The 26516-nt window shown below is 37.3% G+C and carries 28 protein-coding genes and 1 pseudogene; 14 read left to right on the top strand and 15 right to left on the bottom strand.

What is annotated here, in order from left to right:
- Nucleotides 1-48 precede the first annotated feature (48 nt).
- Nucleotides 49-585: a hypothetical protein gene (locus D1868_RS10290; protein ID WP_156008021.1), complete on the top strand. Its 537-nt coding sequence runs from the start codon at nucleotides 49-51 to the stop codon at nucleotides 583-585.
- On the opposite strand, the gene D1868_RS10285 is transcribed toward D1868_RS10290, so the two are convergent.
- The 5 genes from D1868_RS10285 to D1868_RS10265 all read right to left on the bottom strand — a co-directional run bounded on the left by D1868_RS10285 (nucleotide 559) and on the right by D1868_RS10265 (nucleotide 4737).
- Nucleotides 559-1104, bottom strand: a complete 546-nt coding sequence (locus D1868_RS10285; RefSeq protein ID WP_231112382.1) for an RNA-processing protein — start codon at nucleotides 1102-1104, stop codon at nucleotides 559-561. The two genes, D1868_RS10290 and D1868_RS10285, sit on opposite strands and share 27 nt — an antisense overlap.
- Complete coding sequence (locus D1868_RS10280) at nucleotides 1079-1870, bottom strand: serine protein kinase RIO (RefSeq protein ID WP_156007790.1); 792 nt, start codon at nucleotides 1868-1870, stop codon at nucleotides 1079-1081. The genes D1868_RS10285 and D1868_RS10280 overlap by 26 nt, the downstream gene beginning before the upstream one ends.
- Nucleotides 1871-1874: 4 nt before the next feature.
- Nucleotides 1875-2201 (bottom strand): translation initiation factor aIF-1A, encoded by a 327-nt coding sequence (locus D1868_RS10275; protein WP_156007789.1) that lies wholly within the window; start codon nucleotides 2199-2201, stop codon nucleotides 1875-1877.
- Nucleotides 2202-2244: 43 nt separating this feature from the next.
- Entirely contained in the window at nucleotides 2245-3432 is a 1188-nt protein-coding gene (locus D1868_RS10270) for a thiolase family protein (RefSeq protein ID WP_156007788.1), read from the bottom strand.
- A gap of 81 nt (nucleotides 3433-3513) precedes the next feature.
- Complete coding sequence (locus tag D1868_RS10265; RefSeq protein WP_231112513.1) at nucleotides 3514-4737, bottom strand: tRNA (N(6)-L-threonylcarbamoyladenosine(37)-C(2))-methylthiotransferase; 1224 nt, start codon at nucleotides 4735-4737, stop codon at nucleotides 3514-3516.
- A 177-nt stretch (nucleotides 4738-4914) separates the two neighbouring features.
- On the opposite strand from D1868_RS10265, the gene D1868_RS10260 reads away from it, so the two are divergent.
- The 7 genes from D1868_RS10260 (at nucleotide 4915) to D1868_RS10230 (ending at nucleotide 11790) form a co-directional block, all read left to right on the top strand.
- Nucleotides 4915-5268 carry a translation initiation factor IF-2 subunit beta gene (locus D1868_RS10260; protein WP_231112512.1) on the top strand — a complete coding sequence of 118 codons (354 nt, stop codon included), beginning with the start codon at nucleotides 4915-4917 and terminating at the stop codon, nucleotides 5266-5268.
- Entirely contained in the window at nucleotides 5265-5564 is a 300-nt protein-coding gene (locus D1868_RS10255) for a DUF424 domain-containing protein (RefSeq protein ID WP_156007785.1), read from the top strand. Before D1868_RS10260 ends, D1868_RS10255 begins: the two co-directional genes overlap by 4 nt.
- A gap of 1 nt (nucleotide 5565) precedes the next feature.
- A complete protein-coding gene (locus D1868_RS10250; protein ID WP_156007784.1) occupies nucleotides 5566-6276 on the top strand; it encodes a 60S ribosomal export protein NMD3 in 711 nt (236 codons plus the stop codon).
- A complete protein-coding gene (rnhB, locus tag D1868_RS10245; RefSeq protein WP_156007783.1) occupies nucleotides 6273-6905 on the top strand; it encodes a ribonuclease HII in 633 nt (210 codons plus the stop codon). Before D1868_RS10250 ends, rnhB begins: the two co-directional genes overlap by 4 nt.
- On the top strand, nucleotides 6895-7971 hold the full coding sequence (locus D1868_RS10240) for a TGS domain-containing protein (protein WP_156007782.1): 1077 nt from the start codon (nucleotides 6895-6897) through the stop codon (nucleotides 7969-7971). The genes rnhB and D1868_RS10240 overlap by 11 nt, the downstream gene beginning before the upstream one ends.
- A gap of 152 nt (nucleotides 7972-8123) precedes the next feature.
- Nucleotides 8124-10019 carry a type II secretion system F family protein gene (locus D1868_RS10235; protein ID WP_156007781.1) on the top strand — a complete coding sequence of 632 codons (1896 nt, stop codon included), beginning with the start codon at nucleotides 8124-8126 and terminating at the stop codon, nucleotides 10017-10019.
- A gap of 34 nt (nucleotides 10020-10053) precedes the next feature.
- Nucleotides 10054-11790, top strand: coding sequence for a type II/IV secretion system ATPase subunit (locus tag D1868_RS10230; RefSeq protein ID WP_156007780.1), 1737 nt, complete (start codon nucleotides 10054-10056; stop codon nucleotides 11788-11790).
- Here D1868_RS10230 and D1868_RS10225 read toward each other — a convergent pair.
- The 5 genes from D1868_RS10225 to D1868_RS10205 form a co-directional block, all read right to left on the bottom strand.
- The gene (locus D1868_RS10225; protein WP_231112511.1) at nucleotides 11771-12952 is read right to left on the bottom strand and encodes a glycosyltransferase family 2 protein; all 1182 of its coding nucleotides are present in this window, start codon (nucleotides 12950-12952) and stop codon (nucleotides 11771-11773) included. The two genes, D1868_RS10230 and D1868_RS10225, sit on opposite strands and share 20 nt — an antisense overlap.
- A 102-nt stretch (nucleotides 12953-13054) precedes the next feature.
- Complete coding sequence (gene ppa / locus D1868_RS10220; protein WP_156007779.1) at nucleotides 13055-13573, bottom strand: inorganic diphosphatase; 519 nt, start codon at nucleotides 13571-13573, stop codon at nucleotides 13055-13057.
- 26 nt (nucleotides 13574-13599) lie between these two features.
- The gene (locus tag D1868_RS10215) at nucleotides 13600-14136 is read right to left on the bottom strand and encodes an HD domain-containing protein (RefSeq protein WP_156008018.1); all 537 of its coding nucleotides are present in this window, start codon (nucleotides 14134-14136) and stop codon (nucleotides 13600-13602) included.
- Between the two features lie 5 nt (nucleotides 14137-14141).
- On the bottom strand, nucleotides 14142-15491 hold the full coding sequence (gene thiD, locus D1868_RS10210) for a bifunctional hydroxymethylpyrimidine kinase/phosphomethylpyrimidine kinase (protein ID WP_156007778.1): 1350 nt from the start codon (nucleotides 15489-15491) through the stop codon (nucleotides 14142-14144).
- Nucleotides 15469-16176 carry a MoaD family protein gene (locus D1868_RS10205; protein ID WP_156007777.1) on the bottom strand — a complete coding sequence of 236 codons (708 nt, stop codon included), beginning with the start codon at nucleotides 16174-16176 and terminating at the stop codon, nucleotides 15469-15471. The genes thiD and D1868_RS10205 overlap by 23 nt, the downstream gene beginning before the upstream one ends.
- 36 nt (nucleotides 16177-16212) lie before the next feature.
- Between D1868_RS10205 and D1868_RS10200 the strand changes: the two genes are divergently transcribed.
- Nucleotides 16213-16671: a hypothetical protein gene (locus D1868_RS10200; RefSeq protein ID WP_156007776.1), complete on the top strand. Its 459-nt coding sequence runs from the start codon at nucleotides 16213-16215 to the stop codon at nucleotides 16669-16671.
- Between the two features lie 67 nt (nucleotides 16672-16738).
- Nucleotides 16739-17200: a CoA-binding protein gene (locus tag D1868_RS10195; RefSeq protein ID WP_156008017.1), complete on the top strand. Its 462-nt coding sequence runs from the start codon at nucleotides 16739-16741 to the stop codon at nucleotides 17198-17200.
- On the opposite strand, the gene D1868_RS10190 is transcribed toward D1868_RS10195, so the two are convergent.
- The gene (locus tag D1868_RS10190) at nucleotides 17193-17753 is read right to left on the bottom strand and encodes a hypothetical protein (RefSeq protein ID WP_156007775.1); all 561 of its coding nucleotides are present in this window, start codon (nucleotides 17751-17753) and stop codon (nucleotides 17193-17195) included. The two genes, D1868_RS10195 and D1868_RS10190, sit on opposite strands and share 8 nt — an antisense overlap.
- Nucleotides 17754-17891: 138 nt before the next feature.
- Between D1868_RS10190 and D1868_RS10185 the strand changes: the two genes are divergently transcribed.
- Both D1868_RS10185 and D1868_RS10180 read left to right on the top strand, forming a co-directional pair.
- On the top strand, nucleotides 17892-18086 hold the full coding sequence (locus tag D1868_RS10185) for a hypothetical protein (protein WP_156007774.1): 195 nt from the start codon (nucleotides 17892-17894) through the stop codon (nucleotides 18084-18086).
- A 105-nt stretch (nucleotides 18087-18191) separates the two neighbouring features.
- A complete protein-coding gene (locus D1868_RS10180; protein ID WP_156007773.1) occupies nucleotides 18192-19877 on the top strand; it encodes a thermopsin family protease in 1686 nt (561 codons plus the stop codon).
- Nucleotides 19878-19879: 2 nt separating this feature from the next.
- Here D1868_RS10180 and D1868_RS10175 read toward each other — a convergent pair.
- Nucleotides 19880-21282 (bottom strand): annotated as a pseudogene (locus D1868_RS10175) (MFS transporter).
- A gap of 149 nt (nucleotides 21283-21431) precedes the next feature.
- On the opposite strand from D1868_RS10175, the gene D1868_RS10170 reads away from it, so the two are divergent.
- Complete coding sequence (locus tag D1868_RS10170) at nucleotides 21432-21872, top strand: GNAT family N-acetyltransferase (protein WP_156007772.1); 441 nt, start codon at nucleotides 21432-21434, stop codon at nucleotides 21870-21872.
- A 1-nt stretch (nucleotide 21873) separates the two neighbouring features.
- Here the strand turns inward: D1868_RS10170 and D1868_RS10165 are convergent, their stop codons facing one another.
- The 3 genes from D1868_RS10165 to D1868_RS10150 all read right to left on the bottom strand — a co-directional run bounded on the left by D1868_RS10165 (nucleotide 21874) and on the right by D1868_RS10150 (nucleotide 24418).
- Entirely contained in the window at nucleotides 21874-22761 is an 888-nt protein-coding gene (locus D1868_RS10165; RefSeq protein ID WP_156007771.1) for a spermine/spermidine synthase domain-containing protein, read from the bottom strand.
- A gap of 1043 nt (nucleotides 22762-23804) precedes the next feature.
- Nucleotides 23805-24002 (bottom strand): hypothetical protein, encoded by a 198-nt coding sequence (locus D1868_RS10155; protein ID WP_156007770.1) that lies wholly within the window; start codon nucleotides 24000-24002, stop codon nucleotides 23805-23807.
- Between the two features lie 236 nt (nucleotides 24003-24238).
- A complete protein-coding gene (locus D1868_RS10150; protein WP_156007769.1) occupies nucleotides 24239-24418 on the bottom strand; it encodes a hypothetical protein in 180 nt (59 codons plus the stop codon).
- A 367-nt stretch (nucleotides 24419-24785) separates the two neighbouring features.
- Between D1868_RS10150 and D1868_RS10145 the strand changes: the two genes are divergently transcribed.
- Nucleotides 24786-26516, top strand: coding sequence for a hypothetical protein (locus D1868_RS10145; RefSeq protein ID WP_156007768.1), 1731 nt, complete (start codon nucleotides 24786-24788; stop codon nucleotides 26514-26516).

Raw genomic sequence — 26516 nt, 5'->3', positions numbered from 1 at the left:
AAAACGTTCTTTGAAGTCTTTTATTTAATGAAATTCACTATATATACTGTGAAGACCATTGAAGAGTTAAAGGAAAAATACGGCTTAACTGATGAAGAAATAGACTATGCTTTGGAAAAGGCGAAGGGTATAATTCTAGGTTTTGCTATGGAGTTAAGGGCGATAAAAGTCTTAGAAGATATGAGCTTCACCAACATCAGATACGTGGATTTGCCAACTCATGATATCGAGGCTGAGAAATCAGGAAACAAATATTATATCGAGGTGAAGGCGTCAAAAAAGTCTCCTACTAGGGAGTATTCAGCTTATAAGTTGGCTATGATAGCAATGCTCGAGGGAACTCACCTCACCTTAGTAATGAAACCTACCCCGCAGTTGTTTAACACGGAGGAGATACTTAGTGAACCCAAAAAAATACTTTTACACTTCTTTCAGTACGCATATAGAGGGGATGTGGAGGGACTGAAGAACTTAATGAGTAGTGAGAAGACAAAACTTATTCTCTCAAACTATAATAAAGTAATAAAAAGTTACTCCAGTAAATACAGCATAGATAGTTTAGAATTTATCAAGTCTTTCTTTTAACCCTCTCGAGGACGAGAAGGAGAGAGATCTTTCAGCTTCGTCTAGAAATTTATAAACTGTACTATGCTCCTTACCTTCAAGTAACATTTCAATAGCCCTCTTAGCAACAGACATTTGTTCCACATTCCCCAAAAGGGCTACTATATGATCTCCAACTAGGATTTGAACACCCGTATACTCCTGAATTATCTTTTTAGCCTTTCCCTTTTCTCCTATAATCCTCCCTTTAATCCTTCTGAGGGAGTCCGGACCGTTAGAGAAGTCTCTAAGTTCTATAATTTCTAACGTGTAATCATCTGACATAAGTTTCATAGCATCGTCAACAGAAAACCCTAAACCTATCGCGTTTATCACTGATCTAACCTTCATAGCGTCATATGCATTTCCCTGCTTAGGCGTGACTTTTATCGATTTAGTCTTTTCGTCAAGTTCTATGGTAGAGTTACTTATTTCCTCCAACTTTGGTATTAACTGTTTGATCAAAGGTAACTTATCATCCGGAACTGTTGTATACATCATTGCCTTTCACATTACTTATCTCTAGTCTACCTAATATATCCTCCACTGGCTCCACGTTAACACCGTGGCCTTCAAAAAATCTGTTTATATTTTCCAGATCCCTTTGTAATAATTCAAGAGCATTCGGATGCTCAATGTCAACGGATTGGCTAACATCTATTATATAAGGTCTGTTATCCCATACCATAATATTATACTCACTGAGGTCTCCGTGAACTAGGTGGGCAAGATTCACCATTTTCTCTACCTCTGTAATAATCGCATTATATAGTTCTTCAGTTATGGCTTCCTCGGGAACCTCTTTTAGGAGAGGAGCCCTTACTCCTTCCTCACCTATGAATTCCATGACCAAGATATTTCGGAAAACATAAATAGGCTTAGGAGCTGACACTCCAGCTTCGCTTAGCCTTGCTAAGTTCTTATATTCCTTCCTAGCCCAGATTTCAATAAGCTGAAACGTGGTCTTTATCTTAACGTCCTTAAAGCGGGGATCTCCTAAGGTGTACTTCTCCAAAGCCCTCTTACTTGCAGCGGTGCTAACGTAATATATTTTTACTGCATACCACTTACCGTCTCTTGTTAAAGCTGGGTAAATCTTTGCCTCTTTTCCTGATGATATGGCCCCGTAATACTCCTTTATGTTTAATCTCCTTGCGATCTGAATAAGGGAGAGATAAGTACGAGAGTCAATCGTTGAATCTACGACTTTAAAAAGATCCTCATCCTTTATCCTCTTTTCTTCCTTCCTCTTCTTTCCATCAATCAAACTATTATCCTCTCAATTGCTCAATTATCTCAGCACTGACTACTTTTTCCTCAATCAGCTTCCTCACTTCGCTCTCCTCATAGCGGTAAACTATATCGCACTTACTAGGTTGGAAGTCCCAAGGAGCTGCTAAAACTACATCACCTTCTCTTATCCACATTTTTTTCTTCATCTTACCAGGAATCCTCGCTAACCTTTCCTTCCCGTCCAAGCATACTACTTGAATGTGTTCCGCTCCTAACATTTTCTTAACTACACATATAACCTCTCCTTCTTCAGGCTTCGGAACTTCTCTTGTAGGCTGTGGCGATGCTGACTTCTTTTTAGCCAATCAGTTAATCACCACCATATCATTTACGGCATAAGCTTTAAAGTTATAGAGGTCTTAAAAGCTCAATTGCAATTGCTGTGGAACCACCAGTCCCGTGGCATATACTCGCTATACCTCTTTTACCACCCATCTTGGATAACACGTTAATTAGCGTAGTAATAATCCTTGCACCGCTGGCACCTATAGGATGACCCAACGCTATAGCCCCACCAAACACGTTCAACCTATCGTAGGGAACTCCTAGATATCTATTGTATAAAGCATTATTTACGGCAAAAGCCTCGTTATTCTCGAAATAATCGAATTGAGAGATATCCATATTAAGTTTCTGTAAAAGCTTCTTTACGGCAAACACTGGTGCCTCAGTAAACCTCCAGCTCTCTATACCTACCCAACTGTATCCTATAATCTTAGCTAACGGCTCTACCTTATATTCCTTAACTGCTTTCTCACTCATAAGAACGAGTGCAGCTGCACCATCGCTTATTTGAGAGGAATTTCCTGCCGTGTGAACTCCGTCGGGGGTAAATGCCGGTTTCAATTGGGATAACTTTTCTATAGACGTATCTCTCCTTATACCTTCGTCTTGGGTAATTTCCTTACCATCAATTACCACCTTTACTATCTCGTCCTTGAAATAGCCTTTGTCTGTAGCCGTTGCAGCCCTTTTGTGACTCTCGTAAGCTATTTCGTCTAATTCCCTCCTTGTGAAGTTATGAGCCTTAGCTACCATATCCGCTTCTTGACCCATCAATTTCATGTTAAAGGGGTCTGTTAACCCGTCCATTAACATAGTGTCGATGAAGGACAACTGTTTGCCCAGAAGCATTTTTACACCCCACCTAGCCTCACTCTTAACTGCTAGCATTGCTTGACTCATGCTCTCCATTCCTCCTGCCACAACAATATCAGCATCTCCACTCTTGATCATCTGTGAAGCGTTAATAGTGCTTATCATTCCCGAAGAGCATACCATATCTACACAATACCCTTCTATTTCCATGGGAATACCAGCCTTTACTGCAGCTTGTCTTGCTAGGTCTTGACCATGACCTGCTCTCAGTATATTGCCCATTATTGTTATGTCTACTTTATTTGGTTCTACTCCAGCTCTTTTTAACGCTTCTTTTATTACTACGGCTCCTAAGTCAACCGGAGGAACGTCCTTATAAGCTCCTCCGAACTTACCTATAGGAGTCCTTACAGCCGAGACAATGTAAACGTCTGGCATACACAAACACTATGTTTAAAGTAGTTTAAATTTTTTAAAACTTAACTTATTGCGAAGTTTAGAATAATTAGCCAACATCGTTTAATGAGTTGCTTGAACAGGTAGACTCACCAGCCTTCCTCGCAAGTCAAAGAAGGACGCTTCCGTAATTTCTACTTCTACCCATTTACCCAATTCAACTTCATCCCTTATCACCACGGGAATATAGTTTAAAGTTCTACCTATGACAGACCCTTTCCTGCCCAATTCCGTAGTGATAACTTTAGATACCGACCCCACGTACTCATTGTGTATCTCGTAAGCTAATTCTTCATAAAGTTTGTTTGCAATTTGCATTCTGATCTTCTTAATTTGATCAGGGACTTGTTTCATTGAAGCACTCCTTGTATTAGGTCTTATTGAGTACATTGCTAAATGAATCCTCTCAAACTTTAACTCTTTCATGAGTTCTAACGTATTCTTAAACGCCTCTTCATCTTCCCCAGGATGGCCAATTATAATGTCCGTAGTTATATTAACCATAGGTATTTTCTTCCTAATCTCCCTCACCAGCTCTTTGTATTCTTCTACTGTGTACTTTCTATTCATTAACTTTAATACATTATCGTCACCGCTTTGCACTGGCAAGTGAACGAACTTAAAGACCTTCTTGTTTTTCAAGACCTCTATTAAACCGTCTAAGTCCCTCATTGCCAGCTCCGGAGTCATCATACCTATCCTTATCATAAAGTCACCTTCTACGTCTACTACTTTGTTCACCAAATCCGAGAGCTTAATTCCCCCTAAATCCAGGCCGTAAGCAGCAGAATCTTGGGCTGCCAATTCTATCTCTACTGCTCCTTTCCTTACAGCCTCTTCTACTGCACTAACTATGAGATGTGGAGGGTAACTCCTCAATTTTCTTCTAGCCAACTTAGTTATACAGAAGTTACAGTCTCCAGCGCATCCGTCAGCTATAGGAATTATAGCGATCTTACCCTCGAAAACCTTGGGTGTAATTAATGGTTTTTCTCCCTCCAAAATTATCTTCTTCTCGTCGGACTCTACTACCTCTACTACCTTCTCGACTGACTGAGGACCTATTAATGACGCTTCTGGAGCTAATGAAATCACAGCTGCTGGTTCTGCCCCCGCAAAACACCCGGCTACTATAAGCTTCTTGTTCAGCTTTTTAAGTTCCTTAATCCTCTGCTTCATTCTCTCCTCAGTCTCTAGCCTAACAGCACAAGTGTTTAGGATAATTGTGTCTGCCTCATCAAGTTCTTTCACTATCTCGTGGCCTCTCTCTCTCAGTAAAGTCATCATTATGTAACTATCTCCTTTATTCAATGCACACCCGTAGGTTTCAATATAAACCTTCACTGTAAATCACAAGTAATATAAACCTTCGAATTCTTAAGATTACTTGTGGACTCACAACAAACGGATAAACAATATGAGGCTTTACTAGACAGACTGTATAAGAAGCTACCCGAAAAAGATATGAAAGTGGGAGGACAGGCTCTACCTAGCTTAATGATCCTTCAAATCGGAGCTACTACTATTATTAAGAACTTTGCAGAGTACTGCGATAGGATCAGGAGGGATAATAAGATATGTATGAGGTACTTGCTCAAGGAGTTAGGTGCTCCAGGTTCAGTCAATGAAAACGGACAACTTGTAATTCAGGGTAAGTTCACTTCATCGGTGATAAACGCGTTGATGGACAGGTTTTTGAGGAGTTATGTGCAATGTAGCACTTGTAAGAGCTTAGACACTGTGTTGAAGATGGATAAGAAAATATGGTATATCTCTTGTCTCGCATGTGGAGCCCAAACACCGGTGAAACCCATATGAGGAAAGTTCTTTTAAACGTGATAAGGGAACAAGGTTATGTTTTTGTTAACGTATGTGAACCCGAACTATTGGGAAAAATATTCAAGAAAGGAGACATATCGCTAGAGATAAATAAGGAGTTTTATGCGGGGGAAGAAGTCAGCTTAGACTACGTTTTTACATTGTTCGATGAAGCTAACGTGGTGAGTTTGGTAGGTAAAGACATCGTAGATGAAGCTATAAAGAGAGGGTATGTTGCCAAGGAAGGAGTATTGGAAATAGAAGGAGTTAAATTCGCTCAAGTCTATAACATGTAAGATGGCAAGGTTCTGCGTTAAATGCGGTAGGGAAAACGTTGAACTGATCGGTCCCCTCTGCATTGACTGTTATCTAGAAACCAAAGAACTTGTAGATACGCCGAGAGAGATTAAGGGAAAAATCTGCAAGATCTGCGGTTCGGAATGGGCTGAGGGTAGGTGGATTAAACACCGAGACTTAACAGTTTCTCCAGTGGAATCAGTAATATACAGAGAGATGAGCAAAAGAATAAAGCTCGATCCTAATATCGAGGAGTTTAACTACAGTATTACTAACCAGTATTCAGACCCTAACGGTCATTCCTTTATAGATATAGAATTTAAGGGAAGAATAAAGGGAAAAGAATTCAGAGTAATAAAGACTATAAGCCTTAAAGTGGATAAGGTAGTTTGCCCTGATTGTATAAAGAAGAAGTCAAAATATTATGAAGCAATTATTCAATTGAGAAGTAAAACTGAGGGAAGTTTATCACCTGAGAAGAAGAACGTTTTTGAGTCATTCTTTGATCGTGAGGCAATTGAAAACCTATCGGACATAGCTGAAGGTAAAGAAGGCGTAGACTATTATTTTATTAAGAAAAGCGTAGCGAGGAGAATTGTCTCAGCTTTTACTTCAAGTGTTAAAGACGTAAAAGTGATCGAGACATATCAAGATGAGACAATAAGAAACGGTAAAAAGTTTGCTAAGCTTGTGATTTCAGTAAGAATATGATCCTTCTAGGAGTAGACGAGGCTGGTAGGGGCTCAATAATAGGACCGATGATAGTAGCCGGTGTCGTGATAGAAGAAGATAAGGCAGAGCTCTTAGCAAAGTTAGGAGTTAAAGACAGTAAAAAGCTGAAGAGGGAGAAGAGAGAAGAACTATTTAAGTTAATTCTATATTATAGCTTAAGCATAGCGATAGTCAAGGTCTTTCCCGAGGATATAGATGCGAGGAACTTGAACGAATTAACATATGACAGCGTCATAAAAATAATTCAATCCGCCCTCCCTTTCAGGCCTGGCAGAGTTACGGTTGATAAAGTAGGAAAAGAGGAAAGAGTTATTAGGTTCATTAAAGAGATAGGAGCTGAGCCTAATGTTATACATAACGCTGACGTATTATACCCGGAATGTAGTGCAGCAAGTATTATAGCCAAAGTGATAAGAGATAAATACGTTGATATCCTCAAACAAAAATACGGCGATTTTGGCAGCGGTTACCCTGGAGATGATAAAACGGTAGATTGGATTAAACAAGTTTACTCTGTTTCCTCAACTCCACCTCCGATCATAAGAAGGTCGTGGAAAATTTTACAAGAGATAGCACCTAATTATTATATTAGTAAACATGGTTACTAACTTACCAGCTGAGGCTAAAGCTAAGTGGATTAAGTACATGGATGCTAAGACTACGGAAGAGAAAATTAAAGCTTTACAAGATTTCCTAAGTGCAGTCCCAAAACACAAAGGTACTGAAAACCTAGTTTATTGGGCTAAAAGACGACTCGCCGAGCTTAAGGAGGAAGCCCAGCTCGAAAGGAGGAAATCCTCCTCTGTCGGGAGAGGCCTACAATTTTTTATCGAAAAAGAGGGAGCTGGACAAGTTGTGATGATTGGCGATAACCAACTAAAGAACGAACTAATGAGAAAACTGACTAATGTGAAGAACGATCCTGAAGAATTACCCGTTCCGGGTATGATGAAGTATTTAGATGTTCAGATCCAGTTGGTTAACACGCCTCCATTAATATTCGAGGCAAGAAGCTTGATAGGGAGAATACTAGGTTTAGTGAAGAACGCCGATGAATTACTAATAGTTGTCAGAGATAAGACAATGTTCGATAACATAAAGGCGTATCTCGATTCTAACGGTGTAACATTACGTAAAGCTAAAGGTAAGATAGTAATAGACAGGGCGAGGCAAGGTAATACTGGAATAAGGATTGTGCTAATGGGCAAACTTGTTAATACCACAGAGGATGAAATTAGAAGGTACTTGGAGAGTTTCGGCATAAAGAATGCTCTAGTAAAAATCTTCGGTGAAATAACACTTGATGACGTAGAAAGAGAAGTATTTCAGACTACAATTTATAAACCGTCAGTGACAGTGACTTTAGACGAATTTTCAGACCCAGATACAATAGTGGTGAAATGGCAGGACTTAGAGAAGTTAAAAGAAAGTATATTCAGAGCCTTAGACGTTATAAGAGTTTACACTAAAGAGCCTGGATCTAAGCCATCCGGTGAACCCCTAGTAGTGAAGAGAGGGTCTACTGTTATCGATGTTGCAAGAAAGCTCCATAACGAATTTGCTGAACAGTTCAAATATGCGAAGATTTGGGGAAAATCTGCAAAATTCCCCGGACAAAAAGTAGGTGCAGATCACATATTGGAGGACGGAGATATAGTGGAGATACATACTTGACAGAAAGACACTGAAGCCCAAGGAAGTACAACTAAGACGTATATCGTAAAATATAACGGATTAAACTTCTATAACATAATTTATCACTTCACCTACTATGTCGTAAACCATCTATAAAGGTTTATATTAAACAGATAGTCTAAATTATATTAATGGCAATTTCAATCGGAAGAAAAAAGTCAAATAAAAATAACTCGAACTCAGCTTCTAAACCTAATTATAGTACTATCGATTTATTATTTTATAAATCATCTTTAGCCAAATCCTTAGCTAAATCATTACGAAAGAAGCTTGAAAAAGCTGGGCTCCCCGATGACCCTCAGATATTAGCTTCGAGATTTGTATTCTTTCTAATAATTTCTATAGTATTCATGATAGTTCTTTTAGCTGTAGGCATAATCTCTATTAGAGATTTTGTGCTAACTGGTAATCGTAAGTTCGCAGTATTCGGAATAATGAGCTTTATATTCGGCATTATAATTCCGCCGGTAACATACCTTTTGTTTAACCTCAATATTTCGCAGAAGATCGATAATAGAAGAATAGGTATAGAAGCTGAAACACCTGCATTTGCAGCATTATTCCTAGTATTCCTTAGATCTGGCTTATCACCAAAGATATTGTTTGAAAACCTTAGCAAGACCAGAGCTTTTACTTACATTAACGGAGTTTCCAAATACATCGTAAAAAGAATGAACTATCTAGGAGAGAGTGTGGAAAGAGCTGTTGACAGCTCCATTAAAATTGTACCCTCAAAGCTCTACGAGGAGCTAATGACCACATATATAACAGCTGAGGTTAGTGGGGCACCCGTTTACGAAACCATGTCTACTAAGGTTAAGGATATTATAAAGAGAATAGAGTTACTAGCTTCTGTGGCCGCTGATAGATTATCAGGTGTAGGGGAAGGATATGTAACGTGGTTAGCTTCAGGTTACATAACCATATATCTTATTCTAATTCTAGAGTCAGTATTTACATTACTCCAGTTACTACCACTACCTATCATCGGTATTTTAGTAGTAATATTTGTCCCAATGGTTAACGTACTTTTCATATTTGCAGTTGATTCGCTTCAATTTAAATTCCCAGAGAAACCTTTGAAAGCAGATAAATTATTCTTAGCACTCTTACCCGTTGGATTTATCGTAGGTATTGTTTTAATGATAATTCTAGAGCCGTTAATGTCAAGAATTTTCCACTATCCACCCGTGGCTTCCCAATATTTGATAATCGGAATGTTCACACTGAGTGGGACGACGTACTACGTTCCTGCAACCGTGATAGGATTAACCCTTGGATTCATATTAGCACTGATACCGCCTACTATAATGGCACAAAGGGAACTGAACGAAGGTACAGGCTATGATATTTACGTAGTGAGACTTCTCAGGGCCATTGGTGAAGGAGTCAGAGCCGGTTTATCCCCAGAGACCATTATTAAAAACTTGAAGGACAATAAAGAGATGGGTAAATTACAGAACGTTTTGAAGAGGCTTTATGCTTATATCAAGTTAGGTATGCCCGTGAAGGACGCATTCAGAAAGGCATCTCAGACAATAATAGACTTCCCTACCAAGGTAGCGTTTAACTCCTTAGCCGACATGGTGGAAATAGGAAGTTTAACACCAGAATCGGTAGAGATATTAGCTGATCAGCTTGATTCACAAATAAGAATTAGAAACGAATATTACTCTAAGATAAAGGTATTATTATACATGCCCTACATAGGTTCAATTCTAGCCTTAATTACCTCAGTAATATTGTCAAGTGCCATATTATCCTTGATAAGTACTGGTGGTTATGCTTTCACATACGGACCTCTAGCAGTAGCCACTACTTTAGTTCCGAAAGCAATATACATGACTGCTTTGTCCTCTGTGTTTAACTCTATGCTAGCAGGCCTATTAGTTGGAAAATTGGCTAGAGGTAGAATAGCCAACGGTTACAAACACTCTATCATTCTCATGACAATAACAATGATACTACTCTTAATGACCCTACTGCTGCACTTCTCATTTATACCGCATCAAACTCCAACATTATAAAAGCTTATATAGAAGAGGAAGTTAAGATATGATAATGAGTTCCCAAAAATTAAAGTTAAAATTACCTAAATTTTCCAGCGGTAACAAAAAAATCACCCCTAAAATAGAAGACTTAGATCTTCCCTTCTCACTCTACCCGTTATTTATACCGGTACAAAGCATTGAGGGAGAGGTTTATTCTCAGTACGACATCGACTTATCCAATATAATTCCAGAGGAAATAGCAAACGACTTTAATGACCACAGAATCGAACTCTCCATAGCAAAACCAAACGTCTTCATAACTTATGACGAGGAAAAGGGAATATACAAATACATCTTGATCGAACCTTTGATGGACGTCAACACGTTCAATTTATACCTCTTGCTAATCGATGAAGTGGAAAGGAGCTTACTAGCTGATGCAGATCACGTGCCTTTAGGGAAAATCTTAGTAGACCTTAATGCTAAGAGACCGGAACTCAAGGTATTCCAAGGTAAAGTAGGAGAACTAAACGTATTATCAACACCGTTTAAGGTAGCACTCTATTATTTGCTTAGAAACATGTTCGGTTACAATATACTTACGCCCTTACTATTAGACCATAATGTTGAGGATATCTCCTCTAGTGGAGTTAATTTACCCATTTACGTATACCACCGACAATTCGAGTATACCCCCACAAACATAATCATTACGAAGCAAATGAACATGTTCGGCAGGATAATTGACGGCGAACAACTTATTGACGAACTAGTCTTAAGATTCATATCTTTAGCTAATAAGACCATTTCAGTAGCAACACCTATAGCTGACGGTATATTACCTAAAGGAGACAGAATTGCAGCAACTTTTAAGAGAGAAGTATCGGCTAACGGCTCTTCCCTCGTAATAAGGAGGTTCTCTGAGAGTCCGATCACAATATTGGACTTAATAAATAGCAAAGTCCTTTCGCCAGAGGCTGCAGCATACTTATGGTATGCTATAGATATGAAGATGTCATTCATGGTCATAGGAGTAACCGGAGCTGGTAAGACCACCGTAATGAACGCTATCCTGAACTTGGTCAAAGAATCAATGAAGATAGTGTCCATAGAGGATATCCCTGAGATCAGACTAGCACAAGATAACTGGGTACAATTATATGCAAGACTTGCTTATGGAGGTTTAGGAAAAGAAATAACATTAATGGATCTACTAAAGTTATCCCTGAGATATAGGCCTGATTTAATAGTAGTAGGTGAGATCAGAGGCGAGGAAGCATATGTATTGTTCCAGGCTTTATCCACTGGACACGGTGGAGCCACAACATTCCATGCCTACGACCCTGAAAGCGCAGTAAAGAGGTTGATGAACGAACCACTAAATATTCCTTCGGAGTGGATACCAATGATGAACATAATTGTAACTGTAAGGAGATTACCAGTATATGTTGGCGATAAGATACTCTTGAGAAGAAGAGCTGTCGCAATAAATGAAATAGTGTCGTACAACGACCTAAGGCAAAGCGTAAGATGGGATCCCAATACTGACACACATATAATTGACTACAACGCTGCTATGGTATTAAGGGCTAGAGTAGAGGAAAGTGGAAAGAACTTTGATGATGTTAAAGCTGAAATCGAAAGGAGAGCTACTTACTTGAAGATGTTGGCAAGCACAAGGCAGATAATACAAAGTAAGGATAGCTATAAGCTACTAAAGAAGTATATAATTAAATACTCTCTAAGACCAGAAGAAGCCATGAGAGAAGTACAAATGATTTCTGGTGCTAAGCAAGCGACTCCATAATTGCCAGTCCCAATAGAATCAGGCTAGACAACCAATATCCGTATAGGGAATTTATGAAACTGAACAAGAAAATTGACAACTCTTTAAATGAAGATTTTTGACTTTCTTCTTCTCTTCTCTGTTTCGGAGTAACCCTCCACTTATACGGGATTTTCAAAAGTCCTTTCCAATATCCTGAAGTTGAAGCATTTATTATAGTCATTACAATTCTAAAATCTCCTTCTTTTTGACCTAAAGATAATGCATAAATCATTGTAGATACTCCGTAAATAATTAACGGTAACAAGAGGACTAATTGGTTTATTCTAAAGAGAAATTCCATTCCGTTGAAGAACAGCAAGGTTAATAAAAACAAGGGGTAGATTCCCCACTGCTGAGCGTAAATGAACCCCTCAACTCCCTTAAATCCTTTCCTTAACATTTTTAAAGACAGTAAGAGTATTTGTGAGGAACCGTAAGACCATCTCTCGATCTGTTTAAAGAGATCGTGTAAAGTATAAGGAGCTTTTGATAAGATCGTTATATCATGGAAGTAGTCGACCTTTACCCCTTTAAGGAAAAGCCTTATTCCTAGTTCTAAATCCTCTGCTATTGCACCCTCTTTCCACAATTCCATATTCCACAAGATATCTCTCCTTATGGAGAAAGCAGAACCGTTGGGAAAAATAGGTAATCCTAATGAACTCCTACCCCTAAACAGAGATATCATTACCTTATCTGTGAAGTTCTTATAATACTTTTGTAACTCTGTCTCAACTCCATAAATTGAAATTTTAAAGGCTGCAGCACTAAAATCCTTTTCGTTTAACCTCTTCAGGAATTCCTTATCTACTCTCGCATCTGCATCAAGAAAAACAAAATAATCGCCTATTCCTTTACTACAAGCGAAATTTAACGCTCCAGCCTTTCCCCCCTTAGGGTTATCCCTTCTGAAGATTCTGAAGTTTTTAGGCAAGGAGAGATCGTCAAATATTTGCTTAAAGTGAGTCTCATCGTCATCTGAGACTATAATCACTTCATAATTTTGATAATCTAAAGAGGACAAATTTTCAACTAGTCCTTTTATAGTCTCTCTGTCTTCTCCCTTTACCGCAACTATTATGGAAAAGAATTTTTCTCCTCTACTTTGTGACTTTGTGTTATTGGTAGCTTTCAAACCCACTATGTAATAATAGACTTGTAAAAGGTTCCATAAAGCTGGGATAAATGATAGGAGTAAAATAATAATTATGAGGAAAGAATCAGGGATAAAAAACCACATTATTCATTTTCCTGAAGCCCTTTTAATTGCAGCATTTATTCTAGCCTTGGCCTCGTTTGCAGACCCCCAACCGGAAACTTTTACCCACTTACCCGGCTCCAGCTCTTTATAGTGCTCGAAGAAGTGTACGATCTTGTTCTTTACAGCTTCAGGCAAATCTATTATATCTCTTATGTTCGAATAGCTCGGGTCTATTTTGTCCTTTGGAACAGCAATGATCTTTGCGTCTTCTCCCTCCTCATCCCTCATGTAAAGAATTCCTACTGGTCTAGCTTCAATAGCAGTGCCGGGCATTATTGGATATGAAGTTATCACTAATACGTCTATAGGGTCTCCGTCCTCCTCTAGAGTACCGGGCACGAAACCGTAGTTGAACGGGTACATCATAGACGTATAAAGAACTCTGTCCACTTTTACTACTTCTTCCTCTTCGTCGTATTCATACTTTATATTTGAACCCATCGGTATTTCTACTAATACGTTTACTTCATCAGGTGCTTTTTTACCTGGGCCCATTTTCATAATTTCTCCCTATTAAAAAAGGAGAGCTACTTAATTAAATCATTTATTAGAAAATCTATTTGATTTTCTATCAAATTGAAAGGACTTTTTCTCTTCATCTCTTGTAATACAATGAAATAGGTCTCCATAATTTCCTTAACATCATAACCTTGTCTCAAGTACCTCTTAGCTTGAAGATAAGTAGCCAACATCTCGCTGAACTTAGCTATTTGCCCCTCCAAAGACTTGTTTTTATACTCCTCGAAAAGCTCTTCTCCAAGACCTAACTGTTTAATTGCTTCCTTCTCCATTTCCTCCTTTTGAGGAAGTCTATCAGTAGCCCATTTAGGTAAATCGCCTAAAAGCGTCTCCCCTATGTCGTGAAACACTGCTATTGTTACTGCTTTCTCTGGTAATACATTGACTCCTTTCTCTTTCAGCTTTTTAGATATGTAGTAAGCCAATATTCCTGCCTCCCAACTGTGTTGTGCTACGGTCTCACCCACTGATGGTGGAACTCCCCTCTGCATCCATCCAGTCCTCACTAAATTTTTTCCTCCTGAAAGTATTCTTTCTAGATCTATATCCGTCATATCCTATCACTTAAATATTTTAGTGCACTTAATATTTCTTCTACTGAACTAGTCCAAAGCCTTATCATCGCCTCTTTACCCTTAACACCTCGATCGAATATCACATTAGGAACATCTCCGTAAGTCATGTAAACATAATTAACCATCCATTCCATGCTTTTACCCTCTATTTGGGGGTTGGGCTCTAACTCTCTGTTCACTTCAACAACCTCATATCCTATTTCCTTGAGAAGTCTTACTGCCTCGTCTGTGAACCTGATGTTAATTAAAACTCTGGCGTCCTTGTTGAACTTCATGATCGATAATAAAAGCCTTGCCGTATGGGTAGGTTTACCGAACACTACAGGTAAGCCAACTTTTACTTTATTGTCCCAGTTTCTAACTATCCTATCCCTGAACACTGCTATATCCTCTAAACCAGTTACGAAATCAGGATCTATTGAATGGGCTAAGTTAGATTGCACTTCGGGGATTAACTTATAAAAGTTCTTCCATTGTTCAACTTCATAGGCAAACTTATGCATCTCTTCAATTACCTCGAACTTCATATACTTTACAAGTGTTGGAGTAATCGGATCAACGGGGCCTATACCCTTTCCGATATCAAGCCCGTAATATATAGCCTTTTGGAGTAACTCTCTAGCAGTTCTGAAAGAGGAAACAATGTCTTTTCCCTTTGCTAACCCGGCTGAAATTGCAGTAGCGAAAACACTACCTGTCCCATGAGTGTTCTTGTTATTAACTATCCTCTTATAACCTATTTTGAAGTACTGATCTTTCTCGCCATCGTAAAGGACGTCTATACTATACTCTCCTTCCATGTGGCCACCCTTCACTATGACATAAGGGATGTTATACTGCTTCGAGAGCTCTTTACAAGCTTTTTCAGCATCATTAATTCCCATAACCTTAATTCCAGACAGAATCGAAGCCTCAAGAGCATTAGGAGTTAAGACTGTTGTTCTCGGTAATATGACCTTTTTATAATCCTCGATGTCTTTTATTAAGGGAGTACCCTCTTTTGCGTATATTACGGGATCTGTTACTAACGGAATTTTATCCGATAACGACTCAACTACCGCGTAAAATTGTTCTTTAGTGTAAATCATCCCTAATTTCGCAGATTTAATTTCGAAGTCAGAAATCAATGCCTCTAATTGTCTCTTGACAATTTCAGAAGGTATGGGAAAAATGTGAGAAATACCGAGGGTGTTTTGGGACGTAATCGCTGTGGTTACCCCTACTCCGTGAACACCCATGATTTCATAAACCTTAATATCAGTCTCTACTCCAGCACCGTTCCCGCTGTCAAATCCAGCAATGCTAAGCGCTACCGGCTTTCTCATTCCTCTTCACCCTTGTATTACCAGCAACTACCCAGAACTCTCCGTCGTCTCTTACCTCAAGTTTCCATATGCCAGTCGAGTGCTTTACCATTTCAACTGCATCCTCTACAGCTCTAATTGCTTCTTTCCTTCCTCTCCCTAAGGCCATGACTAAGAACACGTCCTCACCAGGCTTTAATTCATCAATTACGTGAATTATCTTAATCTTCACAAGATCCTTATATTTCTCCTTGAGAGAGGTGATTATTTCCTCGAACCTTTTTTTCGTGTAATCCTCATAAGCTTGATACTTTAACTTGTATACCTTATGCCCTTCTACAACCCCTTTAACAATACCCAAATAGATTACCATTGAACCTACTTCTTCTCCCGCCTCCTCTCTGAACTTCCTTATTTCCTCTAGTATATCCAACCTCCCGCCTATCCTCAGTTCACCTCCAGCAGGCGGGGGAAAAATTGCCACTTCATCACCGTTATTGATTTCTTCTTGTTTCTTACCGTTGACTAAGATTGAGATTTTTATATTTCCTAGTCCTTCTCTGACTATTTTTCCGAATTCCTTACCGTATTTCGCCTCTAACTCTGATATGAGACATTCCACGGTCTTGCAATCTGTTTCCACTATTTCGTACTCTTTACCGGTGAAATCTAATAGAAAAGCGAAATATCTAACCGTAACTTTCATCTCTCTCCTTCCTCTTTTTAATCTTTAAGGTTAATTGTGGATGACGAGTTTTTAAATTATCTACTTGGTAATGAAAGCAATAGGAGAAAAATTATAGAAGAGAAATACTCAAAGAGTGACGTTGAAATACTGAGAAGGCTGAACGATATCGAGATCATGTTAAGACAAGTTATTAAAAGCGTTGGATCTAATGACAGAAAACTAACGGAAAACTCTTTATGTGAGCGAATCCTCGAAAAGGGATTCGTGATCCTTGAGGGACATGAAATTAACAAAAACCTCCACCCGTCGTTGTTTGTTCTGCCCTTAGATGAAGGAAGGGTATTAGTGACTTTTAAGGATACCATAGACTTGCTTATTGCATTATTTGAAAAGTTCGAGGAAAACGTTGAAACTAATATTCCGAAAAGGCTTTTACCTTTATTCTCTTTCTTACGTAGGTCTGGTTTGATTTATTATAATCACGTATCACGAAGGTATGAATTAGTAAAATAGATTAAATAAAGTAGATTACATGATCTTGTTTAATAACCTAAAACCAAATAATCTTAGGGTGATTGTTATAAGTTCAGAGGAGCAGGTAATTGAAAGCGTGTTGAGAAATTACAAGAACATTGCCACAGTGGGCTTTTCCAAAGACCCTTCTAAACCTTCACATCAAGTACCAAAGTTTTTAATTTCAAAGGGCTATAACGTGATCCCTGTTAATCCCACAGTAGATGAAATTTTAGGTAAGAAGAGTTATAAGAGCCTACTAGATATCCCAGATAAAATAGAAGTAGTTGAGGTTTTCAGACCCTCTCAAGACGTGCCCAAAATTGTAGATGAAGTCTTGGAGAGAGTTAAGAGGAAAGGTGACGTGAAGGTAATATGGTTACAAGAGGGGATAAGGAACGATGATGCTGCGGAAAAAGCAAGAAAAGCGGGACTCATAGTAATTCAGGATAGATGCATGTACAAGGAGTATATGAAAAAGATTGAGGGAAATCCTCATCCTCCACCTGTAAGTCAAGTTGTTAGCTAAGTAAAACCTTAAAGGACTTGTCGTCTAAGTTGAACTCATCGTTAACGTATAATTGGAATAAAGTTAAAGGAGGTAGTTCCAATTCCTTACAATCTGAGAAAATCTCATTTCCTACAATCGTCACGTGTTCCCATTCCTCAAGTTTCAATATCTTTTTTAGGTATTTTATCGAAGACAGTACTTCTTCTTTTTTCTTTTCTAAAGCACTTTCAGGACCGTAGAAGAATATCTCGGAGTCTGTGAGAGGTATATGTTCATGTAACTTTACACCCATGACAGTGATATTGACCTCATTATCACATATACATGTACCCCTTTCAATCGTATCCCTAGTTAGCACGTTAATTCTCATTGCCAATTCATCAAGCCCTAATCTTTCAGACCTCTCTTTTAGAAGTTTTAAGGATACTAAAGGAAAAATATAGTAGATTTCTCCTTGAACGTTCAAAGGATAAGCTAACAACTCCGCATCTTTTTCAAAGACCTTTACTCTGGGTATTACATTACACTCCCCATTTATCGAGGTTAGAGATTTAAAAACTATGATTTTCACATTGCTATATAGACTAATTATCGATTTAAACTTGACTTGCATTTTATTATAAACTTTGGTAATTTTCCTTTTATTTATTGATTTAACTAAAAGCATAAATTTATAAACTAGTTAAACTTAATTAATATATGAGGAAAAATGAGAAAAGGCATAAAGTTCTGTAGTTGTAGCGCAATAGTAGGTATAGGTGCTTTCCTATTCGCGGGAGGACTCATGGGAATAGTAAAAATCGCGTCACCTGAATTCCCGCTCTATCTTGGAATGCTCTTAATGATTCTTGGTGTTCTAAGTAGTTCTTTGACCTTAGCCCCTGACCAGAATGGGTATGAATAGAAATAATCAGTTTCAGTTTATGGTTTTAGTACAAAACAATTTTTTAATTCAAGTTAACCTAAAATTAGGAGAAGTTTTATTTAAAGGTATTATAAAAATATAGCGATGCGAAGATTTATCTTATTTTTATTGTTACTTGTTTTAACCATTATAACTGCTGTTCCAGTAACTGCAATAACTCCACAAGCACAAATTTCTCCTAAACCTATAGGTTTAGCCTCTTATGGAATCTACTCTAAAGGTACTAATTCTACATATACAATAACTACAAACCAAATAATAGGTTACTTCAAAATATATTCTATTAATTCTTTCAATCCAAACTCCCCTGAACCTTATTACGCTACGTTACAACTAGGAGGGACAGTTAATAATTCACTGAGTGTAAATTGGTTACAAGAAGAACTCGTATTTAATACACTTAATCATACCTTTTTCATAGGCTGTTATTATAACGGTAATCAAAAATTTAACACGAGTGTGTTTCACTTCTCGTTACCCTTAGCAGGGTATCTAATCATATCGTTGGTTTACAACCAAACCTTTACTATAGTTAAATATCAGTACGTAATAATACAAAACGGAAGTAGGTTTTTACCACCTGAAGTTAGAACTGCTATTGTCTCAACTATACCCGGTAAGGCATTTTTCACTGTAAATTATCCAACAAAGGAAAACGTTGAACTCGTCTTCGGGGGATTTAACAGTGTTACAAACTTCGCTTCCTTGAACGCTGAACTTGGGTTATTTTATAACCAGAGCGGACTTAAGCCCTTTCCTTCAGTCTTTAACTTCGGAATGAATGCCACGGGTTCGGCTGAAGACTTAATTACAATCCTTGAGCCAGACGGAAACGTAGAAGTAACTATAGGTAGTCCGAGTTACGGTCTAATAACCAGTAACTACAATCCTCCTATACCACCCTTAACTTTTGTGAACGAGAGTCTTATAATAAACAGACTGGGTATATATCAAAGTAAAGATTTCTATATCGACATGCCTTATAATATAACTATACCTAACGTTCTGAGAATTGGCAGTAACGTGTACTTGTATTTGGAAAAAGTTAAAGGACGAACTCTCATAATCCCTAACAACACTACATTCCAAATTTTCGATATATTATTGTACTATGATGAGAAAGTAATGGTTACGATCGTCTACCCTAACTATTCAGCAATTACCTACAACCTACCCGTGAATACTAGTATAACGTTACCGAGGATAATAAACATCACCAATAACGAAATTCTAGTTTTACAAAAAAACGTCCAAATTTTAGTGACTAACTCAACACCGCCAATAATAAATGTCTCAACTTATTACGTCCCTGAATATTTAGTCAGGATAACTTACCCTAACGGCACGACAGTTACGAATTGGTATCAAAGAGGTACTGTCTTACAGTTACCACTGTATATATACGAAAACCCTCATGAGAGATTTGAACTAGTAGGAAAAAACACCATTAATGTAACCTCTCCATTAAACATAATGCCTCCTTATCAGCTGGAGTATGAAGTGTCCTTAGACTATGGAGACTTTAATATTACCTATTGGGCAAAGAACGGTCAACTGGTTACTCTTAACGCATATATTCCTCTGTTCTACAAAGGAGAATGGGAAGGAACCTATAATGTCCCAGTAGGAGGCACTATAGTTGTAAACCAATACATCATTGAAAGACTAGTCTTAAGCCAAAATATACCGCTTATCACCTTACTGGCTTTGATATTAGCCTTCGTAGCGTTAATACTACTCTTCTTGCATAGAATTAGAAAAATTCTATGAAGTTAGTTCTTTATTTTAATGAATATTGTGAGAGCTGAAAGTACTAGGGATACAATGATGAAAAGAGATGATACTAGAAATGCAAAGTGAAGGCCATCTGTGAAAACTACCATAGCTTTTTTATCTTCTAACGAACTAGTACCGAGGAATATTTCAAACGCTACATATCTGGGGATGGACAGCGAGGCTACGGTTATACTTATTACATAACTCAGTACAGTGCCTATACTGGAAAAAGTCCTTGATAACCCTGATACACCTCCATAATATTCTTTAGGCACACTAAACATAATTGCAGTGTTATTTGAAGGCCAAAATAGGGAAGAACCTATCCCCGTAAGTATAGATATAGCTGATACTAGGTAAGGTGAGGAATAAGGAGTGAGTAATGCAAAGTATAAAATAAGCGAGGCTAATGTACCCAGTAATCCTAAGGAGGCTAATAACCCAGGTTTAGTCCTCTCAGTTCTCTTACCTACAATAGGTGAAAGAACACTGGCTACTATGTACCCCGGGACTAAAACAAGAGAGGCGTATAAAGGTGAAAGACCCTTAACCCCTTGAAGGTACATGATGAGTAGGAAAGTTAGAGAGAGACCTCCTATCCCTTGGAAGAACAAGGAATATAATGAGAGGCTTAATAACCTGATCTTTAGTAGCTTTAAGTTTATTATTGGTTTTTCCACCCTCATTTCATTAAATATAAATAAAGGTAGAAGAGCTAAGCCTAGGATCACATAGAGCAGATCGGTAGGATTTACACCTACGCCTGCTATAGTGACCAGTCCGTAAGATATAAGAAAAGGATTAGAGCTAGAATACCGCTACCGGTCACGTCAAGCTTACTCCTTGTCGGATTCACATCCTTAATCTCACTAAGCCCTACAAATACAGCGAAAATACCTATGGGAACATTAATATAAAATATATGGCCAACCGAAAATTGTGGTTAAGATCCCTCCGAGCAATATACCGATCAAAGCACCAATATTCCAACCCAAAGCAGTTAAACCATAAGCTCTACCCCTGCTGCTAGGCGAAAAAAGATCTGCAATCAAGGCAGTTCCGTTAGATGCTATTAAACTTCCTCCCAAGGCTTGAATTACTCTAAAAACTATAAGAAGGTCTATACTAGTGGATAGACCGCAGAGCGCCGAAGCTACGGTGAAAAGGGCGAAACCCAAATTATATATTTTCGACCTTCCGATTATGTCTCTTATTCTTCCTGCTTGCGTCGAGATGACCGCTTGGACTAGCAAATAAGACAAAAGACCCATATAGAAGTGTAAAGGTTCGTTTTTAAGTCGACCGTAATAGTAGGCAAGGCTAAAAGAACTATAGTACTATCTACAGAAGCCATTAATGTACCTAGAACTATAATTGTAAGAACGAGATTTTGACGCATAAGATTAGTTCATAGCCGAACGAATATAAAAATTTTTGAAAGTGTCTTCTTTGTTAGACCTTATAATTGAGCCTTATGAATAGATTACAAAGGTAATTCTTATTAGCTGATTATCACACATTATCAACTGAAGATAAGGCTTCGGGAATATGGATATAGAGGAATTAATAAGTAAGTCTCTTTCTACTTTCGATAAATACTATGCATTAAAGAACGTAAATTGCTCTAAAGTCCTCATTGCTAAAGTAAATGGAAAAGAAGTAGGGTTTGCAGAATTAAAGAGAAGAAAGAACATAGGTGCTATATTTTATTTGGGAGTTCTGCCGGAATATAGAGGCAAAGGAATCGGAAAAGACCTGGTAAGAAAAGCTGAGGAATATTTCAAGGCTAAAGGGCTTTCACTAGTTGTAGCTTCTACGAGGAGTTGGAATATAGCAGCTGTCAAAATGTTTTCTTCTCTGAACTACAAAATAATAAAGAAAGAAAGGGTACAGAAATTTATTATAGAATTACTAGACGCTACGGAAGATGACCTGATATTATGTAAAGAATTAGGGCATTCCAGTTGTGACGAAATAAAGAAAAAATAAGTCACTCTTCCATAATGTTAATAGGATTTGATAAAGTCGCTATAGTTTTTTCACTATCTATGAGTTTTCTAACGTCCTTAGGTAAATGAAACATGTTCTTGTGAGTTATTTCGTCGTAATACCTCAATTCACCCTTTACTCTGTTAAGTCTGCTCTTTACGTTTAACTTACTGACATTGACCTTGTCTGAACAGAAGATAAAAGCCCACACAGTATCAAAGGAAGGGACAAAAGATAAACCCACAGACACGTAGTTATATATTTCCCTCAAAGTCTTTACAAGCCTTGAAAACGAATGAGGGGATTGATACGGAGAAGTACCCTGAGTTACCATAACGTCCTTTACTAACTTTTTCACCTCTTTATAAAACTCTATAGTGTATAAGTTCTTGGAACGAGAAGTTTCAGTAGGATCTGTAAGGTCTAATACTACTACATCAAAAGGCTCTCCCTTATATTGTCTGACAAAATCGAAACCATCTTGAAAGACCAACCTAACTCTTGGATCCCTAAATGAGCCCTTATGCCATGTCTCTAAATACTTTTCAGCAATCTCGACAGCCTTTCTATCCACATCAACAGCTACAACTTCTTTCACGTTATATTTCAGAACTTCTCTAATTGTGGCACCTTCCCCAGCCCCCATTATTAGTACTCTCTCAGGATTATCTGAAGATATCATTGCTGGATGAATTAAAGATTCATGGTAAATGTATTCATCATATTCCGCTGATTGTATCAGTTGGTCTATTATTAGCATTTTACCAAAACTATATGATTCCGCTACAATCACGTTTTGAAGACCTTCAACATCAGTTATTAAGTTCTTTATAGCGTGGGCATGATAAGAATAATTAGATTGTTCATCAAAGTACCAAAATAACCTCATACTTAGTATCACCTAATTTTTAATTTTAATATCCTACTATCTATATACACCACATAACCTATATAATAAAATATAAAGCTGTAAGCAATAGATGATTTACATAGAAGAAAATATTTATTATAAACTTAGATTAGATTTAGTTCTGACTTTCCCCCACCAGCGAGGGTTTTCCCCTCATCGATTAATTCTAACATCTCTCATCTGAAGGGCAGTCAAGAGGGTCAGAGACCCCTTCAGATTAATAACAGTAATTACGTCACGAACATTCTCATTACAACACGATGGACAATGAAAGTACCTATAACCAACATCCTCCATCTTTCTACCGCGTTTTGGACATGAGACTGAAGGGTATTTTAGGATTAACAAACTCCACGATTATTCCACATTTCGTTGCCTGCCAAACAATACCAATACTATAAAATACGGTATTATATCGAGCATAACCTATCGTGAAACTCTCTTAATAGTCTATAAATATTTTTGATAAAGTTCTTTAGATTTTTAAGATTTATGACCTTTGAGTTTAAATAAGTTTCAAGTAGGAAGCTTTATCAGAATATTATTTACCTTCAAATATAATCTTCAATTAAACACAACGTTTTCTGGGTAGAATAATATATCTTTATAATAGTAGGTCCAGTTAGAGAATTTAAAAAAGGAGCTATATCTCTGACTATTTTTACATATTGAATCCTATCAATTACGCTACAGTTTCTGAGGCAATCTCTATTTATAATATAAAAGCCTTAAATTACGGTTTGTTCTTAGATGCATTAATAGCCTTGACTAAGGGAAGGTTTTTCTAGAAAAAAGCATTACTTGCATTGGAGATTATAGGATTACATGGACATTATTAGAACTGATAATCTCGTAGAGTTTTATATACCCTCATCTGCTAGATGAGGACAAAGTATTCAAAAGTAGTCTTCGATATAGAATTATAGTCAACTTTATAAGGTTATCAGGACCTTTAAAAGAATAATAAATGATAGAGTATAGAAGGTAATTTCTGTATAATCTGAGTTAAAAACATTTGTTAGTTAAGCTGTAAGTTTTTTCGTTAACTCCATCGAGCTTATAACTAACCATCTAATAGTGTTCTCGTCAATCGTTTTATCTCTATAAGTTAAACTAATCAATACCTTGTTTTCTCCTATTAAAGGTTCGATAACAATTTCCTTATAATTTGTGCTCTCACTAGAGATATCAGATTTACTGTCAATCAGTCTGACTCCCATTAATTTAGGAGAGCTTAATATGTCAGTTTTAACTTCTTGGGGAGGGCTCCAGAAGCTTTATTTTTCCCTCCTCAACTGCTTTAAAAGAGAACTCATAGCCAATTATTTCCTTCTCAAATAACTTTAAGTATTTATCTTTAAATTCATTATAAATTTCTACTATAATCTCGTCGCTTATCGGAGGTTTGAAAGATACGGAAAGGAAGCTGATTTTACCTCGATTCAGTAATGAAACATTATTTCCCTTTTATATTATTAAAGATCAATAGATCCTGAAATCGTGTTTTTGTTGCTAGAAAGTTCAAAAGCAAGTTAACTAAGTCTTTATCTACAAGCCCGGCATTTATAAGGTTTGCCACGTCTTCATTGACGAACCTTCTGTTGAGTATTCCACTTATACTTGCTGAAGTTATCATGATTAGTTAATTTAATTTTTGAATTAAAAGATTATGCAAAAAGACTTTTACATATGAATTGACATTTTTACCTAAAATTTACTTCTTTACATACATATTTGAACAATAAAAAGATATTACGATATTAACTTTGTAACTAAGATAAAATATTTATTATTTTTAGGTTCGATAATATCGCATTGAGAGGTATTATATTAAGAGACAATAGGTTTAGTACCAGGTTTTTTATTATATATTTTTCATATAATTACGGAATATAAGTAAATTATCTTCAACATCCTAAACTCTCGATATTACTAATCTTAAAAATATTTCAGCCAGATTATTCAATAAACCTTTTTTAAATAAAAACGGTTTATAGGATCCGATGGGAACACACTTATGTAATAATAGAATAGTGTTTTCTACTGTCGTTTTGCTGATACTGCTCTTAATATCTATGAGTATTAAGTCAGAAGCCCAGATATCAGCTACATTTACAGCCAATTATATAGACGCGTCTCAACAAAGCGTTAGCGGAAATAGTATATTTTACTTAGTTGTAGACGTAAGCGGAAGTGCTAGTTTATCAGGTTCGTATTCTATTAACTCCATCTCAACCAACCTGAGTGGTTACGGTATCCCTTCATATTCCCCTCCTAAAGGAATGGTTGTATCTAAACCCTATGTCTTAAACGACACCGTGTACTTTATTTTCGCTCCTAATATAACCTCAATTAGCCCATCGTCACCAGATATTAAATGCGCGTATTTAGCCTCAGTGGATTACAACAATGGGATTTGGGGAAATCTCGATCTGTTCATAGGTTACGGTTTCACCGAAGCTTTCTCGATGTACAAAGGGTATTTGTACGTTATATGGTACCCCAACATCTCCTCCTCAACGCCTTACTTGATCGTGATTTCACCCTCGCACCAAATAATTTACAATAACACTGTCCCTGTGAATAACATAATCTCAATATGCGTTCTCTCAAGTGACATAATAGTTATTGCTAATTCAACTAGTAAGCTATCCATCCTGCAACTAAGTAGTGGTTCGATATCCTCAGCATCATTACCTCCTGAACAACTCTTTATATATAACTTATCTTCTAAGACTTTAACTCACGTTCCTAAATACAAAGATATAGAGCCAAATTACAAAGATATAGAGCCAACATCCTTCCAAAGAGTTAACAACCACACACTCCTAATTGCCTTCTCTTCTAACAGTTATTCTTACATAGCTGAGTATAACGTATTAAACGACAGTATTTATAACGTAAAGCAAGTACCCGGTACTGTAACAGTAATAAGTTATTATAAAGGTCTGGTCTCAGTTAGCTCAGTGTATAGAAATAGTCAGACTCAGTATACTTATTATAACTATGTTTTTAAACTATCCGACTGGTCCACAGTCTATTTCAACAGTGGTTCCACAACAGCCCCCAGTATTTCTCTCAGCATAGGTGAAGCATTAGAAGGAAACACCACTATATACCTATTCACGGTAAAAGTCGAAGGTTACTTGGCCTCGTTATTCCCACCTACTTACCAGTTAACCTCTAGCCCGTCCTTGGTATATGTTGGGGGAATACCTCAGCCTTTCTCAATTCATTCAAACCAAGAGTATTATAACGGGTACACTATAGTGACATTATATTGGTCGGAAAGCGTTCCCTCAACGTATTTAGTTTACGTAAACGGTACGCTTTTGGGCTCTACTACGGATAACATTTATTACCTTAACTATACGAAGAATGAAACTGTTTATATTACAGTGGAGGCTCAAAATTTTCTAGGATCTATTAACGAGAGTATTATAATCCACGTCTTAGTATATAAGGAAACAACTACTTCAATCACCAGTACTACTACTGTAATTCCATCAAATATAACTACTACTATTCCCACAACCACTTCTTCCACGACGTCTTCGACAACTTATTCTCAGACGAACGTAGAAAGTACGACGCCCAATACATCAACTAGTATACCCACCAAATCTGCGAAATCTTCTAATCAACTTTCAATACCGTCTATGTATCCTGTCGAAATAATTATAGTAGTGATTACCACGACAGCTATAGTTTTACTTGCATCGAGAAAAAAGTAA

Source organism: Stygiolobus azoricus, assembly GCF_009729035.1.
GTDB lineage: Archaea > Thermoproteota > Thermoprotei_A > Sulfolobales > Sulfolobaceae > Stygiolobus > Stygiolobus azoricus.
Note: the sequence above shows the minus strand (reverse complement) of the source record. Positions and strands in the feature narration are given on the sequence as shown.